Source organism: Collinsella aerofaciens (genome assembly GCF_028209395.1).
In the GTDB taxonomy this organism is placed as follows: Bacteria; Actinomycetota; Coriobacteriia; order Coriobacteriales; family Coriobacteriaceae; genus Collinsella; species Collinsella aerofaciens_AZ.
Window position 1 is genome coordinate 1 of sequence record NZ_JAQLDQ010000022.1, and the last position, 15,794, is coordinate 15,794.

A 15,794-nucleotide genomic window follows, 5' to 3' on the forward strand; every position below is an offset into this window, starting at 1 on the left:
TATACCCACCGAGCAAAAAACGAACGGGAAGACGAACAGAGCGCACCAAGACTGTCCCCAATGACTATCTCCGGATGAGTTGCGGTGGAATAGGGATTGTTTTGCGCCCGTCGGCCCCTATTCAGTCCCTATTTCACCGCAACTTGGAGGAGGACAGAAAAAGCCCTGCCGCGGGTAGCGGCAGAGCTTTTGGAAGGGGACTTGGTTGTGAGGGCTCGTTAGGCGAGCTTGGCCTCGAGCTCGGCGATGCGCTTGTAGGCATCGATGGTAAAGCGGGCCTGCTTCTCCAGGATCATAGTGGTCATGAGAGTGTCCTGAGCGTGAGCCATGATGAAGGTCATCTCCATCTCGCCACCGCCGGCCTCCTGCGAAAGCAGCTTGGTCTGCGTGTCGTGGGCGCCGATAAGTGCATCGCTGGCATCCTTGTGCAGCTGTTCGGCCTTCTCAAAATCGCCCTCGCGAGCAGCATCGAGCGCTGCAAGCAGATCGGTCTGGGCGTCACCTGCGTATGCGACAATCTCGAATCCAACCATCGAGATTTCTTCTTTGGTTGCCATATTGCGTTCCTTTCACATATGAACCAATGGAGAGCATCGCGTCCGGGCATACGCGCTGCGTTCTGTATGACAGAAACATTAACATTCAAACAAAAAAGAACAGCGCAAAACGTGATTTCGAGCTATGAACGGTCGCTTTTCGCCCGTGAACGGTTTTTAAACCAATCTGAACAATATCGAACACAATTAGCGGCAACCCAAACAGACCTGCGCCCCTAGCGTACATCGCGCACCGTATCGCCCTCGACGAGCACGCCCGGAAACAGCATGTGCTCCACACCGGGCGCAACGCCCTCGGCGCCGGCAATCTTGTCGACCGCCCACATGCCGACGCGCTTGTTGTCAAAGCGCACCGTGGTCAGGCGACGGTCGGGCACGATATCGCCCAGGCTGTCATCAACACCCACCACACTCACGTCCTCGGGCACGCGCTTTCCGCGCGACTCGAGCCCGCGAATGCAGCCGTAGGCCATGGCGTCGTTGGAAGCATAAATGGCCGTACAGGTCGGATCATCCGCCAGGGCCTGACCTGCGGCATATCCGCTCTGCGCCGTCCAATCGCCACGGATAAGTCGCGGTGGCTCAATGCCATGCGCGCGCAATGTCTCGCGCCAGCCTTCCTCGCGCCGCATGCCCGAAAGCGAGCGCTCGGGACACGAGATAAAGTGCACGGTCTTGTGCCCCCGCTCCAGCAAGTACTCGACCACCTGGCGCGAGCAATCGAACTGGTCGTTATCGACCGTTGAACAGAGCGGGTGCTCCAACATCGTAACGAGCACCGTCTGCATGCCGGGCAGCGGCTCAAAAGTGCCAAAGTCTGCCGGCATGCGATTCATGATCACAACCATACCGTCCACTGGCAGTGCGCTCATGCGCGACGATGCGCTCTCGAGGGTATACGGATGCCCGTCTACTTTAGTGAGGGTGATGGCATAGCCGTGCTTATCGGCCGCGGCGGCAAAGCCCTCCATACGGTCGAGATTGCCGGTGCCGGTAATGTTGAACATGGCGACGCCGACGGTCTTAAACTTACCGCGGCGCAGCGATCGACCGGCAAAATTGGGGCGATACCCCAGCTCGCGCATGGCGGCACGCACGCGTTCCTTGGTCTCGGGGCGCACGCTGGGCGAATCGTGCACGGTGCGCGAGACCGTCTGCTCCGAGACGCCCGCGAGGCGCGCTACGTCTTTGACGGATACCGATTTTTTAACAGCGGCCATAGGTCGATCTTTCTATGTCAACGATGCCATTGGTGGCACCTTGCGCAGTCATTTTTAACGCCTTCAAGTATATCCAACGCCTCCCCCACCATACGCTCACCACCCAAAACCTACCGTTCACCGACATTTTTGCTTCCCCGAACGGCTTTTGTCGCCCAAATGTTAACGTTGCCATTGTGCAAACACAGAGCCACCGGGCGGCTCAAACGTTTACGCGCAAGGAATCGACGGTCCACAGGCACAGGGGCCATCGGTTCGCGTCTTATTTTGTGTCGCAAAATGGCAACGTCAACATTTTGGCAACCAAACGTCAAAAGCTACCATCGTTGCCAACCCACCGACTCTTAGGAGCTTTGCATGGAGCAACTCATCGCCATCATCGAAAAGGGGCAGCCCTTTTTCAACGCGATCGCCCGCAACAAGTACCTCAAGGCGATCCGCGACGGTTTTATCTCCGTCATCCCCATCATCATCTTCTCGTCCATCTTCTGCCTGGTAGCCTCGGTTCCCAATATCTGGGGTTTCTACTGGCCCGATGACATCAACAACGCCCTGTGGAAGTGCTACAACTACTCCATGGGCATCCTGGCCATCGCCTGTGCCGCCACCACGGCCAAGCACTTCGCCGACGCTCAGAACCGCGATCTGCCCAAGAACAACCAGATCAACTTCATCTCGTGCATGTGCGCGGCCATCATCGGCTTCTTGCTCCTTTCGAGCGACACGATCGCCACGGACGCTGCCAGCGGCTTCAACACCACCTACCTTGGTTCCAAAGGCCTGCTGACCGCCTTTATCGCTGCGTTTGTGACCGGCATCATCTACAAGTTCTTCATTAAGCGCAACATCACCGTCAAGATGCCCGAGCAGGTTCCGCCCAACATCTCGCAGACCTTTAAGGACATCATCCCCTTCTCCGTCTGCATCACCGTCTTTTGGGTCTTTGACATCGCCTTCCGCGCTGCTTTTGGCTTCTGCTTTGCCCAGGGCGTCATCCAGGTGTTCCAGCCCCTGTTCACCGCTGCCGACGGCTACATCGGCCTCGCTGTGATCTACGGCGCTATGAGCCTGTTCTGGTTCGTCGGCGTCCACGGCCCCTCGATCGTCGAGCCCGCCATCGCCGCCGCCCTCGTTGCCAACATGACCGACAACCTGGCTGCGTTCCAGGCCGGCCAGCACGCTTCCGCTGTCCTGACCCAGGGTGCCCAGTACTTCGTCGTCTGCATGGGCGGCACCGGCGCCACGCTCGTCCTGGTCTTTATGTTCTGCTTCCTGGCCAAGTCTCAGGAGATGCGCGCCGTCGGTAAGGCCGCCATCGTCCCCGTCTGCTTTGCCGTCAACGAGCCGCTGCTGTTCGCCGCGCCCATCGTGCTCAACCCCGTCTTCTTTGTCCCGTTTGTCTTTGCCCCGATCGCCAACATCTGGATCCTCAAGATCTTTATCGACTTCTTGGGCATGAACGGCTTTATGTACACCCTGCCTTGGACCGTCCCCGGCCCCATCGGCACCATCATGGGCCTGGGCTTCCAGCCGCTCGCTTTTGTGATGCTCGCCCTTATCCTGGTCGTCGACTTCGTTCTGTACTACCCGTTCTTCCGTGCCTATGACGCCCAGAAGTGCGCCGAGGAGGCCGAGATCTCCCAGGAGGAGCTCGCCGCCAAGAACGCCGAGAAGGCCGCCAAGCTCAACGATGCCTTCCAGGGCAAGGCTGACGCCAAGAGCGTTGCCGCCGGCGCTGCTGCCGAGGCCGTGAAGGCCGACTCCCCCGCCGCTTCCGCAGCACCCGCTGCCGAGACAACGACCGCCAGCGACCTCAACGGTAAGCGCGTGCTCGTGCTCTGCCAGGGCGGCGGAACCTCGGGCCTGCTCGCCAACGCGCTGGCCAAGGCCGCCAAGGAGCGCGGCATTAACCTCGAGACCGCTGCCGAGGCCTATGGCAACCACGTGGACATGCTCCCCGACTTTGACCTGGTCGTCCTGGCCCCGCAGGCCGCAAGCTACCTGGCCGACCTGCAGAAGGACTGTGAGCGCGTGGGCAACAAGTGCGTCGCCTGCCGTGGCAAGCAGTACATCGAGCTCTCCCAGAACGGCGACAAGTCTCTCGCCTTCGTGAGTGAGCAACTTTCGAAGTAAGTAACGCCCAGGGCCAGCCGACCATCCAAGACCGGCTGGCCCTTCGATTTAGACGATTGGATCATCATGTCCGTTAATCCTGCTAGCGTCACCAACCCGCCCGCGCAGTTTCCCGAGGACTTTGTCTTTGGCGGCGCCACCGCTGCCTACCAGGTAGAGGGCGAGACCCGCACTCACGGTAAGGGCAAGGTTGCCTGGGACGACTTTCTGGAGGCCCAGGGGCGCTTCTCCCCCGATCCCGCTTCGGACTTCTACAACCTGTACCCCGTCGACCTGGAGCTGTGCGAGGAGTTCGGCATCAACGGCATTCGTCTCTCCATCGCCTGGAGCCGCATCTTCCCCAACGGCACCGGCGAAATCAACCCCGAGGGCGTCCAGTTCTACCACGATCTCTTCGCCGAGTGCCACAAGCACCACGTTGAGCCGTTTGTCACGCTGCATCACTTCGATACGCCGCTTCCCCTCTTTGAGAAGGGCGACTTCCTCAACCGCGAGACCATCGACGCCTTTGTGGACTTTGCCACCTTCTGCTTTAAGGAGTACGCCGACCAGGTGACCTACTGGTTCACCTTTAACGAGATCTGGGCCGACGCCTCCAACACCTACATCGAGGGCACCTTCCCCGGTGGCGTCAAGGCGCATCTGGCCGAGGCCTTCCAGTGCGAGCACAACATGATGCTCGCCCACGCCAAGGCAGTACTGGCCTTCCACAACGGCGGTTTTAAGGGCAAGATCGGCGTCATTCAGTCGCTGGAGTTTAAGTATCCGCTCAACGAGAACGACCCCGCCGACATCAAAGCCGCCAACAACGAGCACGTGCTGCAAAACCAGTTTTTGCTCGACGCCACCTTCCGCGGCGACTACGCACCCGACACCCTCGAGTGCGCCAACCGCCTGGCCGCCGTCTCGGGCGGCACCATCGAAATCCTGGACGAGGACCTCAAGATTATGCGCGAAGCCGCGCTTTACAACGACTACCTGGGCGTTAACAACTACCAGTGCCGCTTCTTGAAGGCTTACGATGGCGAGAACGACCTGCACCACAACGGCACGGGCGAAAAGGGCACCGGCCGCTGGCGCGTTAAGGGCATTGGCGAGCACGTGAACAAACCCGGCATCCCTACCACCGACTGGGACTGGATCATCTATCCCGAGGGCCTGTTCGATCTGCTCGTCTACATTAAGCAGCGCTACCCCAACTACAAGCAGATCTTCATCACCGAAAACGGCATGGGCTACAAGGACCCCTACAAGGACGGTTTTGTGGACGACCAGCCGCGCATCGACTACATCGAGCAGCACCTGCGCTGGCTGCTTAAGGCCATGGAGGTGGGTGTCAACGTGGGCGGTTACTTCCTGTGGAGCCTGCAGGATCAGTTCTCCTGGACCAATGGCTACAACAAGCGTTACGGCTTCTTCTACGTTGACTTTGAAACCCAGAAGCGAACGCCCAAGGCAAGCGCATACTGGTACAAGCACGTAGCGCAGACCCGTCGTCTGGACTAGCGGCTTGCGACAAGCGGTTGGCGGAATTGCACCGCCCACATAACCTGTCCCCATTTCTCAGCCGGGGGCGGCACGTCACACGGCGCGCCGCCCCCGGCCTTTTTGGGCGGTTCGGGGTCTGTTTGTCTCAATCTGTAACATCTAGCCGAGTTTTTGGGTCCTAGCTGTTGCAGATTGAGACGAACAGGATTGCTCTTTCCGAAGAATCTAAATCTGTAACACGTAGCCCGCTTTTGACCGTCTACCTGTTACAAATCGAGACAAACGGAGTAGGACCTAACCCCGTATGTCCCTAACAGTCGAGCGTTCGACCAGCGTGCTCGGCACATGAATCGCCTCGATAGACGAGCTCTCTCCAATCGCCGCCTCAAACGCAAGCTTACCGACACCGCGCAAATCAAATCGCAGCGTCGTCAGCCGATTGTGAGGAACAAGTCCCTCGAGTGCGTCGTCGATACCAACCACGCTCACGTCGTCGGGCACGGACAGGCCCGCGTTCTCGAGCGCGGCGATAACGCCCAGCGCCATCTGGTCATTTGCCGCAAGCACGGCAGTCGGCGCCTGCGACCCGCCGGCAAGCACCTCGGCCGCAATCCGCTCGCCCATGGCGTACCCACTGTTCGCACTCCAATCGCCGCGCAGCATCGGAGCGGCATCGACATGAGCACGACCCAGCGTATCGCGCCAACCGGCCTCACGAAAACGCGAGGAAATCGAGTTTTCCGGACCCGCCACAAACCGCATATTCGAGTGACCATGTTCCAGCAGATAATTGGTCAACAGCTCGCACGAACCATACTGGTCGGAGTCGATCGTCGTGCAGCGCGGATGCGCATACATGGACAGGATGACCGTTCGCACTCCCGGCTGGGGAACAAACTCCTCAAAATCGGGAGCCATGCGGTTCATGTTGAGAATCATGCCGTCGACGGGTCGCTCGACCATGCGGCGCGAGGCATCGGCAAGTGCATAGGGCTTGTCGCCGCCCATCTCGATCATAGTGACGGCAAAATCGTGCTCGCGCGCCGCTTGCATGATACCCTCGAGCGTCGCCAGGTTACCGACACGCGTGATGTTGTACATGCACAGGCCAATAGAACGATACGACCCGCCGCGCAACGCCGCTCCAGCAAAATTGGGACGAAAGCCCAGCTCTTCCATGGCGGCCAGCACACGCTTGCGCGTCTTTTCCGTCACGTTGGGCATACCGTTGACCACGCGAGACACAGTCTGGCGGCTCACGCCAGCGAGCGCCGCAACCTCTGCCGCGCTCGCCGAACGACCATTCCTTGTCTGCTGATCCATGCCTTCCACGCTAACCTGCTTCCCAACTATTCCCCGCGCCCATGGCGCATCGTACATACATTGATAACGTGCTCATGATACCCGAGCCATATACCACAACATGAAAACTTCTGTCAATCAAAACCGCTTACCGAACAAATACAACCGTTCGCGGCTGTTTGAAGTTGTTTTGTTTCTATACATCCCAGCCGGATGTTAACGTGCTCATTGTCAAATGTTCACGTGCTCATTTTGGTTCTAATCATTTTAAGATAGTGTTTATCGGGCTTTTTCACCGCTGAACGCTAACCAGGGAGCCTCCTGAGCGCAAACGCACAATATCGAACAGCGAGACGAGAGGGTGTATGCATATGTCTTTGCTAAACCGCGTACAGCAGCTGCCGAAGGGCTTTGTTTGGGGCGCCGCAACCGCCGCGTACCAAACGGAAGGTTCCACGAAGGTGGCAGGCAAGGGTAAGACCATGTGGGACGATTACCTTGTCGCCCAGGGTCGCTTTTTGCCCGACCCGGCCAGTGATTTCTACAACCGCTACGAGGAGGATATCCGCCTTTCTGCCGAGCATGGACTCAACGCCATTCGTGTGTCCATCGCCTGGACCCGCATCTTCCCCAACGGCGACGATGCCGAACCCCTCGCCGAGGGCGTTAAGCACTACCACGAGCTGTTCGCCTGCTGCAAAAAGTATGGCGTCGAGCCCTATGTGTCCCTGCATCACTTTGACTCCCCCGCCGCCCTGTTCAACCAGGGCGACTGGCTCAACCGCAAGACCGTCGACGCCTATGTGCGCTATGCCGAGTTCTGCTTCCGCGAGTTCCGCGAGGTCAAGAATTGGTTCACCATCAACGAGCTCATCAGCCTCTCGCACTCCCAATACATCCAAGGCAACTTCCCGCCCAACCATCACTTTGATGTGACGAGCGGCATCCAGAGCCAGCACAACGAGCTCGTTGCCCACGCCCGCGCCGTCAACCTGTATAAGGATCTTGACGAGACCGAGCACCTGGGCGGACGCATTGGCATGGTCAACGTCCTGACGCCGGCATATCCTGCCACCGACTCGCCCGCCGACCAGCACGCCGCCGACCTGTACAACGCCTTCTACACCGACTTCATCATGGACGGCGCCTTCCTGGGTCACTACTCCGCGCGCACCCTCTCACTCATCAACGAGATTCTGCGTGCCAACAACGCCACACTTACGGTTGAGGACAGCGACATGGAGGAGCTCGCCAAGGCGGCGCCCCGCAACGATATGTTCGGCCTCAACTACTATCAGTCGGCGTTTATCGCCGCCTACGATGGCGAGTCAACCAACAGCTTTAACGGCACCGGAGACAAGGGCACCTCGTGCTTTAAGTTTAAGGGCGTCGGGCAGCAGGTCGATATGCCGGGTATCCCCACCACCGACTGGGATTGGCTCATCTACCCGCAAGGCCTCTACGACACGCTCAAGCACATCAGCGCCACCTATCCCAACCTCCCCGTCATCTATATCACCGAAAACGGCCTGGGCCACAAGGACCCCGAGCCCGACGCAAACGGCATCGTCGCCGATCCCGAGCGCATCGACTTTGTCGACCAGCACATGGAGAAGGTGCTCCAGGCGCGCGCCGAGGGCGTCGACGTCCAGGGCTACTTTATCTGGAGCCTGCAGGACCAGTTCTCGTGGGCCAATGGCTATAACAAGCGCTACGGCCTGTTCTACATCGACTTCGACACGCAAAAACGCTACATCAAGCAGTCGGCACTCTGGTACAAGGAGCTCGCCGACACTATGGCGGACGCGCAGTAGCGCATCGCCTCGCTTTCCCCCGAGAAGGGAGCGGCCCTATGCGATACAAACCCAGCCGCCCCCCTCTCTCCCCCTGGGACCGGCCCCGCCTGCACCCGGGCTTTTAGCAAGCGGGAGACCATATAGGTTTTCAACGTCCATGCCATTAAGATTTCATGCAAAGAGGAGCGTGAACTATGGAATCGATCGTTAAGTTCTTGGAGAAAGGTCAGCCGTACTTCGACAAGGTCTCTAAGAACATCTACCTTCAGGCCATTAAAGACGGCTTTTTGGCAGCAATGCCCATCATCCTGTCTTCTTCTGTCTTCCTGCTTATTTCGACCCTGCCGGGCGTTGTCGCCACGGTCGGCGGCTTTACGCTGCCCGACTGGTGGAACGTCGACGTCGTGAACTTCTGCAACAAGGTTTACAACTTCACGATGGGCGTCGTGGGCATCATGGTCGCCGGCACCACCGCAAGCGCGCTGACCGGCTCCAAGAACCGCCGCATGCCTGCCGGCAAGGCCATCAACGCCACGAGCACCATGGTCGCCGCCATGTGCGCTATGCTCATCTTGGCCGTTACCCAGACGAGTGCCAAGATCGACGGCGCCGATGTCTCGGTGTTCTTTACCGACAACATGGGCACCAAGGGCCTACTGAGCTCCTTTGTCGCCGCATTTGCCACGGTCAACATCTATGCCTTCTGCATTAAGCGAGACATCACCATCAAGCTGCCCAAAGAAGTCCCCGGCGCCATCGCCCAGAACTTCCGCGACATCTTCGCCTTCAGCTTCTCCATCCTGTTTGTCGCCGTCATCGACGTTATCTGCCGCACCTGCTTGGCCGTCCCGTTTGCCAACGTCATCTCCACGCTGGTGAGCCCGCTGTTCGCCGCTGCCGATTCCTACGCCGGCCTCGCCCTCATCTGGTTCATGATCCCGCTGTTCTGGTTCATGGGCATCCACGGCCCCTCGGTCGTTAAGCCTGCCCTCAACGCCGCGCTGTTTGGCAACATCACCACCAACCTCGCCACGCTGCAGGCCGGCGGTCACCCCGCCCTCGCCCTGACCGAGAACTTCGGTAACTACATCGGCGAACTCGGCGGCACCGGCGCCACGTTCATTGTCCCGATCATCTTCCTGCTCTTTATGCGCTCCAAGCAGCTCAAGGCCGTCGGCAAAGCCTCTGTCGTACCCGTGATGTTCGCCGTCAACGAACCGCTGCTGTTCGCCGCGCCCATCATCCTCAACCCGTACTTCCTGATCCCGTTCCTGTTTGCCCCCGTGGCCAACGTCCTCATTGGTAAGTTCTTCATCGACTTTTTGGGCATGAACGGCTTTATCTATGCCATGCCGTGGGCACTCCCCGGACCGATCGGCACCTTCATCGACACCAACTTCCAGCCGATCTCTCTGGTCCTGGTTGTCGTCCTGCTGGTCGTTGACTTCTTAATCTACTACCCGTTCTGCAAGGCCTACGACAACGTCCTGTGCAAGCAGGAGGCCGAGACCCTGGCCGAAGAAGAGGCCGAGGAGACCAAGGCCGTCAAGACCGCTGCCGCCCCCGCCGTTGAGGCTCCTGTTGTCGAGACCGCTTCTGCCACTGAGGCCTCCGCAGCTCCGTCCGCCCTTAAGGGCAAGGATCTGAGGGTTCTGGTTCTGTGCGCTGGCGCCGGCACCTCTGCACTGCTCGCCAACGCGCTTAAGGAAGGCGCCGACGAGCTGGGCATCGACATTACCGCCAACGCCGGTGCCTACGGCAGCCACTACGCCATCATGGACCAGTACAACGTCATCGTCCTGGCTCCGCAGGTTCGCACCTATTACAACGAGATGAAGGCCGACACCGACCGCCTGGGCATCACGCTGCTGTCGCCCAAGGGCAAACAGTACATCGACCTCACTAAGGATCCCAAGGGTGCCGTCGCCTGGATCGAGGAAAACCTCGAGGCATAAGACGCTGACACCACCTGCCGCTTGCAGACAATAAATGGCCCGTGCATCGATGTGTGATGCGCGGGCCATTTTGTTTAGACCGCACCCGTCCTCCTGTTCATCTCAATCTGTAACATCTAGCCGAGTTTTTGGGTCCCAGCTGTTACGGATCGAGGTGAACGCACAGGCCAAGCCAAAAATCTCAATCTGTAACATGTAGACCGCTTTTGACCGCTTAGATGTTACAGATCGAGACAAACAGATGGGTCAATCCAATCAATCTAGATCTGTAACACCTGGCTGGTCATTTCACTCCTAACTGTTACAGATCGAGACAAACGGAATAAGCCGGGCCGAATTGTCTAAATCTGTAACATCTAGCCGAGTTTTCGGGTCCCACCTGTTACAGATTTAGACGAGCAGGCCGAGCACGTCTACGCCCGCAGATCCCTTACGCTGGAACGCTCGACCAACACGCCCGAGACGAGCGTACGGCTTCTGGAGCTCGGGGCTTCCAGACCTGCGACGACCTCGTTAAGCGCACGGATGCCCAGTTCGCGGTGGCGAAACTTCACCGACGTCAGAATCGAGTTGGGAATCGTCTTGTAGAGCTCATCGTCGAAGCCGATCACGGACACGTCGTCGGGCACATTGAGCCCTTTGTCACGTAGAGCCATCATCACGCCGTTTGCCATGCAGTCGTTAGCAGCGAGGACCGCCGTGCAATCGGGCTTATCGGCAAGCACAAGGCCCGCGGCATAGCCACTATCCGCATTCCAATCGCCTTGCAGAGGCTCGGGCGGCTCAATGCCACGTGCCTCGAGTGCCGCTCGCCAACCTTTCATACGGCACTGGCTCGACAGTGACTCTTTCTTACCAGAGACGAAGTACACGTTCTTGTGCCCGTGGTTCAAGAAGTACTCGCACGCCATGCGCGCGCCGCCCTCTTGGTCGTCACTGACGGTAGAGCAGGTAGGATGTTCCATCGGTGTGATAATCACCGTCTTGAGGTCTTTCGGCGCCTCAAAGGTATCAAAGTCATCGACCATCTGGCGCAGGTTGAAAATCATGCCGTCGACGGGGAGCTGCGACATCCTACGCGCCGCTTCGGCAAGGGTCATCTTCTCCCCCGCCCGCTTTTTGATCATCGTAAGAGCAAAGCCTCGCTCTTCGGCGGCATCGGCGATACCGTCGATCATGTCCACGGCACCGCCCGACAAGTGGAACAGCACGACGCCGATGCACCCGTAACGGCCCAACTTGAGCGAACGCGCGGCAAAGTTGGCTCGAAACCCGAGCGCCTCCATGGCCGAATGAACCTTATCGCGTGTCGACTCTCGCACGCTATCGGGCTCGTTGATCACACGCGAAACCGTCTTGAGAGAAACACCCGCGGCAACTGCCACATCGTTCATCGAGACATTTTTCTTGTCCATCGTTGCCACTGCTTCTCCGCTCGGTTCTCTATCGCTTGTTTTTTGTGTTCTAGCATATACTACCTGCCTGACTGATAAATCAACCGTTTACCGGACAATATCGACCACTCACCCGTATATCCTTGTTGCTCTTCCAAAAATGTCTTACGTTGTCATTAACGAAATGACAACGTTGTCATTTCGCAATGCCTTCCTTAAACAGGAAGGTTTCCGGGCAGTCCTGACCATCCATCGACGACCAGTTCCATCCACATGCATCGCGCATCAAGTAGCAAAGGAGCTTTATGGACGCCATCGTAAAGATGCTCGAAAAGCATCAGCCGTTCTTTGAGAAGATCTCGAGGAACATCTACCTCCAGGCTATTAAGGACGGATTCCTTGGGTGCATGCCCATCGTCCTCACCTCTTCGATCTTTCTGCTGATCGCCACGCTTCCCGGCGTGGTCGGCATCACGCTGCCCCAGCCGCTCATCGACTGGTGCAACAAGCTGTACAACTTCACCATGGGTGTCATGGGCATCATGGTTGCCGGCACCACTGCCAAGAACTTCACGGCATCCATGAACCGTCGCATGCCCGCCGGCAAGGTGCTCAACGACGGCTCCACCATGGTGGCCGCCCAGTGCAGCATGCTGCTGCTCGCTGTTACGCAGTTCACCACCAAGTTCAACGGCTCCGAGCTTTCGGTCTTCGATTGCACCAGCATGGGTACGCGCGGTCTGTTCTCGGCCTATATCGCCGCGTTCATTACCGTGTGGGTCTACAAATTCTGCGTCTCGCGCGATCTGACCATTAAGCTGCCCAAGGAGGTTCCGGGCGCCATCGCTCAGAACTTCCGCGACATCATCCCCTTTGGCGGCGCCGTCATCATCTGCGGCATTATCGATGTCGTCGTGCGCAACCTCATGGGCGTTCCGTTCTCCGAGCTGCTTATCAAACTGCTCTCCCCGCTCTTTACCGCCGCAGAAACCTATCCTGGCCTTATCCTTATCCAGGCAGCCACCGCGTTCTTCTGGTTCATCGGCGTCCACGGCCCCTCGATCGTCCAGCCGGGCATCGACCCCATCCGTCTTGCCAACCAGGCCGAGAACCTGCAGGTTCTGCTGGCCGGTGGTCACCCCGCCCATTCCCTCACCTTCAACATGTCGCTCGTGGGTGAGTTCGGCGGCACCGGCGCCACGTTCATCGTGCCGCTTCTGCTGATTCTCTTTATGAAGTCCAAGCAGCTCAAAGCCGTCGGTAAGGCCTCGATTGTTCCTGTTGCCTTCGCTGTCAACGAACCGCTGCTCTTTGGCGCGCCGATGATCCTTAACCCCTACATGCTCATCCCCTTTGTTGCCGCCGGCTGCGTCAACGTGAGTGTTGCCAAGTTCTTTATCGACAACGTGGGCATGAACGGCTTCTCCTTCGTGGTGCCTTGGGCTACCCCTGCCCCCATCGGCATCTTCATCACCACGAACTTCCAGCTTATCGCCCTGGTATTTGTCGCGATCATCATCTTGCTGGACGCCATCATCTACCTACCGTTCTTGAAGGCATACGATAAGCTGCTCTGCGACCAGGAGGCCGAGCGCGCCGCCGAGCTGGGTCTCGAGTCCGATGGTGCTGCCACCATCGCCGCCAACGCCTCTGCGCCCGCTATCGAGCAGACTACCGTCTCCGTCGAGCCGACCGCCGCTGCCGCCGACAGCAAGCCTGTCGCCGATCAGCCCGAGCCCGCCGCCGACGCATCCGCTAAGAAAGATGTCGACGGTCTGAAGGTCCTCGTCCTGTGCGCCGGCGCCGGCACCTCTGCCATGCTTGCCAACGCCATCAAGGAAGGTGCTGCGCAGACCGGAGAGAACATCGCTTCCTCCGCAGGCGCCTATGGCCAGCATACTGCCATCATGGATCAGTACGACGTCATCGTGCTCGCCCCGCAGGTTCGTAGCTACTACAACGACATGAAGGCCGACACCGATCGTCTGGGCATTAAGCTGCTCGCTCCCCGCGGCAAGGAATATATCGACCTTACCCGCGACCCCGCTGGCGCCATCAAGTGGCTCCGCGAGAACCTCGACTAGTTTCCTCCCTCTGTTGGTGCCCGGATCCCCAGTTCGGGCACCCTCCCTATTCGTATCCCACAGAAAGGATGACTCATGACCAACCCCATGCAGTTCCCCGACGGCTTTGTGTTTGGCGGCGCCACCGCTGCTTACCAGGTTGAGGGCGAGACCCGCACGCACGGCAAGGGCAAAGTGCCCTGGGACGATTTCCTGGCTGCTCAGGGTCGCTTCTCCCCCGACCCCGCAAGCGATTTCTACAACAAGTACCCGGTCGATATCGACCTGTGCCAGCGTTTCGGCATCAACGGCATCCGTGTCTCCATCGCTTGGAGCCGCATCTTCCCCAGTGGCACCGGCGAGATCAACCCCGAGGGTGTTGCCTTCTATCATGAGCTCTTTGCCACCTGCAACAAAGCCGGCGTTATCCCCTATGTCACGCTCGATCACTTTGATACGCCCGAGGCCTTTTACCAGGACGGCGGCGAGGGATTCCTGACGCGCACGACGATCGACGCCTTTGTCGAGTACGCCAAGTTCTGCTTTGCCGAGTTCCCCGAGGTCAAGCACTGGTTTACCTTTAACGAGATTCCCGCGACCGCCGAGGGCAGCTTTATCGTCGGCAACTGGCCGCACGGCGAGAAGTATCGCCTGGACAAGGCCTTCCAGCTCATGCACAACATGATGGTGGCCCATGCCAAGGCTGTCGTCGCCTTCCATGAGGGCGGCTTTGAGGGCGAGATCGGCATTGTCCAGAACCTGGAGCCCAAGTATCCCCTCGACCCCAACAACGCCGCCGACTGCGAGGCAGCTCGCATGGCCGACGTCATCAACAACCGCTGGGTACTCGACGCCACCTTCCGCGGCCACTATGCAGCCGACACCATGGAGGCTGCGACCAAGCTGGCCCATATCGCCGGCGGCGAGCTCGACGTCCGCGACGAGGACATCGCCGCGCTGACCGCCGCGCTCCCCTACAACGATTGCCTGGGCGTCAACACCTACAAGTGCCAGTTCCTGCGTGCCGCTGAGGGCGAGAACGACATCAACCACAATGGCACCGGCGACAAGGGCTCCTCGCGCTGGTTCCTCAAGGGCGTGGGCGAGTCATGCGTGCGCGAAGGCGTACCCACCACCGATTGGGACTGGATCATCTATCCCGAGGGCCTGTACGACCTGCTGCTGCGCATTAAGAACGATTACCCCAACTACAAGAAGATCTACATCACCGAGAACGGCATGGGCTATAAGGACGACTTCGAGGACGGCTTTATCGACGACGCCCCTCGCATCGACTACATGCGCCAGCATCTCGCGTGGATCCTCAAGGCGATCGACGGCGGCGTAAACGTTGACGGCTACTTTGTGTGGTCGCTGCAGGACCAGTTCTCCTGGACCAACGGCTACAACAAGCGCTATGGCCTGTTCTACATCGACTTTGAGACCCAGAAGCGCTATCCCAAGGCGAGCGCGTACTGGTACAAGAACGTCGCGGAGACTGGCCTGCTCATGGCCTAGTTTCCGCCACATACCCCCTGTCGGCCGCATGCGAATCCCAAACCGGTTCGTATGCGGCCTTATTTGTTTTGGCTCGGCCCGAGCAGGCCGTTTGTCTCGATCTGTAACATCTAGCAGGGATTTTCAATCCTAACTGTTATAGATTTAGACGAACGGGCGACCAGGGCTGAAAGATCTCAATCTGTAACACGTAGCCCACTTTTGACCGTCTAGATGTTACAGATCGGGACAAACGCCGCAGGTCAATCCCTTTAATCTCAATCTGTAACATCTAGCCGAGTTTTTCGATCCCAACTGTTACAGATTGAGACGATTCGACGGTATCGTCCGCATGGACACACCGTGGTACAATTGTGTCCCAACGCAAA

General features: G+C 58.7%; 10 protein-coding genes. 6 read left to right on the forward strand and 4 right to left on the reverse strand.

The features are described 5' to 3' along the window. Positions 1-218: 218 nt before the first annotated feature. Both PMW67_RS07940 and PMW67_RS07945 read right to left on the reverse strand, forming a co-directional pair. Positions 219-557 (reverse strand): PTS lactose/cellobiose transporter subunit IIA, encoded by a 339-nt coding sequence (locus PMW67_RS07940; RefSeq protein ID WP_055252615.1) that lies wholly within the window; start codon positions 555-557, stop codon positions 219-221. A gap of 215 nt (positions 558-772) precedes the next feature. Continuing rightward, entirely contained in the window at positions 773-1,777 is a 1,005-nt protein-coding gene (locus tag PMW67_RS07945) for a LacI family DNA-binding transcriptional regulator (protein WP_006234826.1), read from the reverse strand. 357 nt (positions 1,778-2,134) lie between these two features. On the opposite strand from PMW67_RS07945, the gene PMW67_RS07950 reads away from it, so the two are divergent. Together PMW67_RS07950 and lacG (PMW67_RS07955) are read left to right on the forward strand one after the other, a co-directional pair. Beyond that, positions 2,135-3,910, forward strand: coding sequence for a lactose/cellobiose PTS transporter subunit IIB (locus PMW67_RS07950; protein ID WP_022094686.1), 1,776 nt, complete (start codon positions 2,135-2,137; stop codon positions 3,908-3,910). Between the two features lie 66 nt (positions 3,911-3,976). Continuing rightward, positions 3,977-5,416, forward strand: coding sequence for a 6-phospho-beta-galactosidase (lacG, locus tag PMW67_RS07955; protein ID WP_271739412.1), 1,440 nt, complete (start codon positions 3,977-3,979; stop codon positions 5,414-5,416). Between the two features lie 276 nt (positions 5,417-5,692). On the opposite strand, the gene PMW67_RS07960 is transcribed toward lacG (PMW67_RS07955), so the two are convergent. Further along, on the reverse strand, positions 5,693-6,721 hold the full coding sequence (locus PMW67_RS07960; RefSeq protein WP_271739431.1) for a LacI family DNA-binding transcriptional regulator: 1,029 nt from the start codon (positions 6,719-6,721) through the stop codon (positions 5,693-5,695). A gap of 350 nt (positions 6,722-7,071) precedes the next feature. Between PMW67_RS07960 and lacG (PMW67_RS07965) the strand changes: the two genes are divergently transcribed. Both lacG (PMW67_RS07965) and PMW67_RS07970 read left to right on the forward strand, forming a co-directional pair. Next, positions 7,072-8,514: a 6-phospho-beta-galactosidase gene (lacG, locus tag PMW67_RS07965; RefSeq protein ID WP_022094683.1), complete on the forward strand. Its 1,443-nt coding sequence runs from the start codon at positions 7,072-7,074 to the stop codon at positions 8,512-8,514. A gap of 176 nt (positions 8,515-8,690) precedes the next feature. Further along, complete coding sequence (locus tag PMW67_RS07970; RefSeq protein ID WP_022094682.1) at positions 8,691-10,451, forward strand: PTS lactose transporter subunit IIBC; 1,761 nt, start codon at positions 8,691-8,693, stop codon at positions 10,449-10,451. Positions 10,452-10,864: 413 nt separating this feature from the next. Here PMW67_RS07970 and PMW67_RS07975 read toward each other — a convergent pair whose 3' ends face one another. Next, the gene (locus PMW67_RS07975; RefSeq protein ID WP_195919826.1) at positions 10,865-11,866 is read right to left on the reverse strand and encodes a LacI family DNA-binding transcriptional regulator; all 1,002 of its coding nucleotides are present in this window, start codon (positions 11,864-11,866) and stop codon (positions 10,865-10,867) included. 284 nt (positions 11,867-12,150) lie between these two features. Here PMW67_RS07975 and PMW67_RS07980 point away from each other — a divergent pair, with 284 nt between their 5' ends. Then, positions 12,151-13,929, forward strand: a complete 1,779-nt coding sequence (locus tag PMW67_RS07980; protein ID WP_271739414.1) for a PTS lactose transporter subunit IIBC — start codon at positions 12,151-12,153, stop codon at positions 13,927-13,929. 75 nt (positions 13,930-14,004) lie between these two features. Beyond that, a complete protein-coding gene (gene lacG, locus PMW67_RS07985; RefSeq protein WP_230308460.1) occupies positions 14,005-15,426 on the forward strand; it encodes a 6-phospho-beta-galactosidase in 1,422 nt (473 codons plus the stop codon). Positions 15,427-15,794: the final 368 nt, after the last annotated feature.

Excerpts from the sequence above, each read along its gene's own strand:
- PMW67_RS07960 (WP_271739431.1), bottom strand. The coding sequence starts at position 6,721 with ATGGATCAGCAGACAAGGAATGGTCGTTCGGCGAGCGCGGCAGAGGTT.
- lacG (WP_271739412.1), top strand. The coding sequence starts at position 3,977 with ATGTCCGTTAATCCTGCTAGCGTCACCAACCCGCCCGCGCAGTTTCCC.
- PMW67_RS07970 (WP_022094682.1), top strand. The coding sequence starts at position 8,691 with ATGGAATCGATCGTTAAGTTCTTGGAGAAAGGTCAGCCGTACTTCGAC.
- lacG (WP_022094683.1), top strand. The coding sequence starts at position 7,072 with ATGTCTTTGCTAAACCGCGTACAGCAGCTGCCGAAGGGCTTTGTTTGG.
- PMW67_RS07980 (WP_271739414.1), top strand. The coding sequence starts at position 12,151 with ATGGACGCCATCGTAAAGATGCTCGAAAAGCATCAGCCGTTCTTTGAG.
- PMW67_RS07945 (WP_006234826.1), bottom strand. The coding sequence starts at position 1,777 with ATGGCCGCTGTTAAAAAATCGGTATCCGTCAAAGACGTAGCGCGCCTC.
- lacG (WP_230308460.1), top strand. The coding sequence starts at position 14,005 with ATGACCAACCCCATGCAGTTCCCCGACGGCTTTGTGTTTGGCGGCGCC.
- PMW67_RS07975 (WP_195919826.1), bottom strand. The coding sequence starts at position 11,866 with ATGGACAAGAAAAATGTCTCGATGAACGATGTGGCAGTTGCCGCGGGT.
- PMW67_RS07940 (WP_055252615.1), bottom strand. The coding sequence starts at position 557 with ATGGCAACCAAAGAAGAAATCTCGATGGTTGGATTCGAGATTGTCGCA.
- PMW67_RS07950 (WP_022094686.1), top strand. The coding sequence starts at position 2,135 with ATGGAGCAACTCATCGCCATCATCGAAAAGGGGCAGCCCTTTTTCAAC.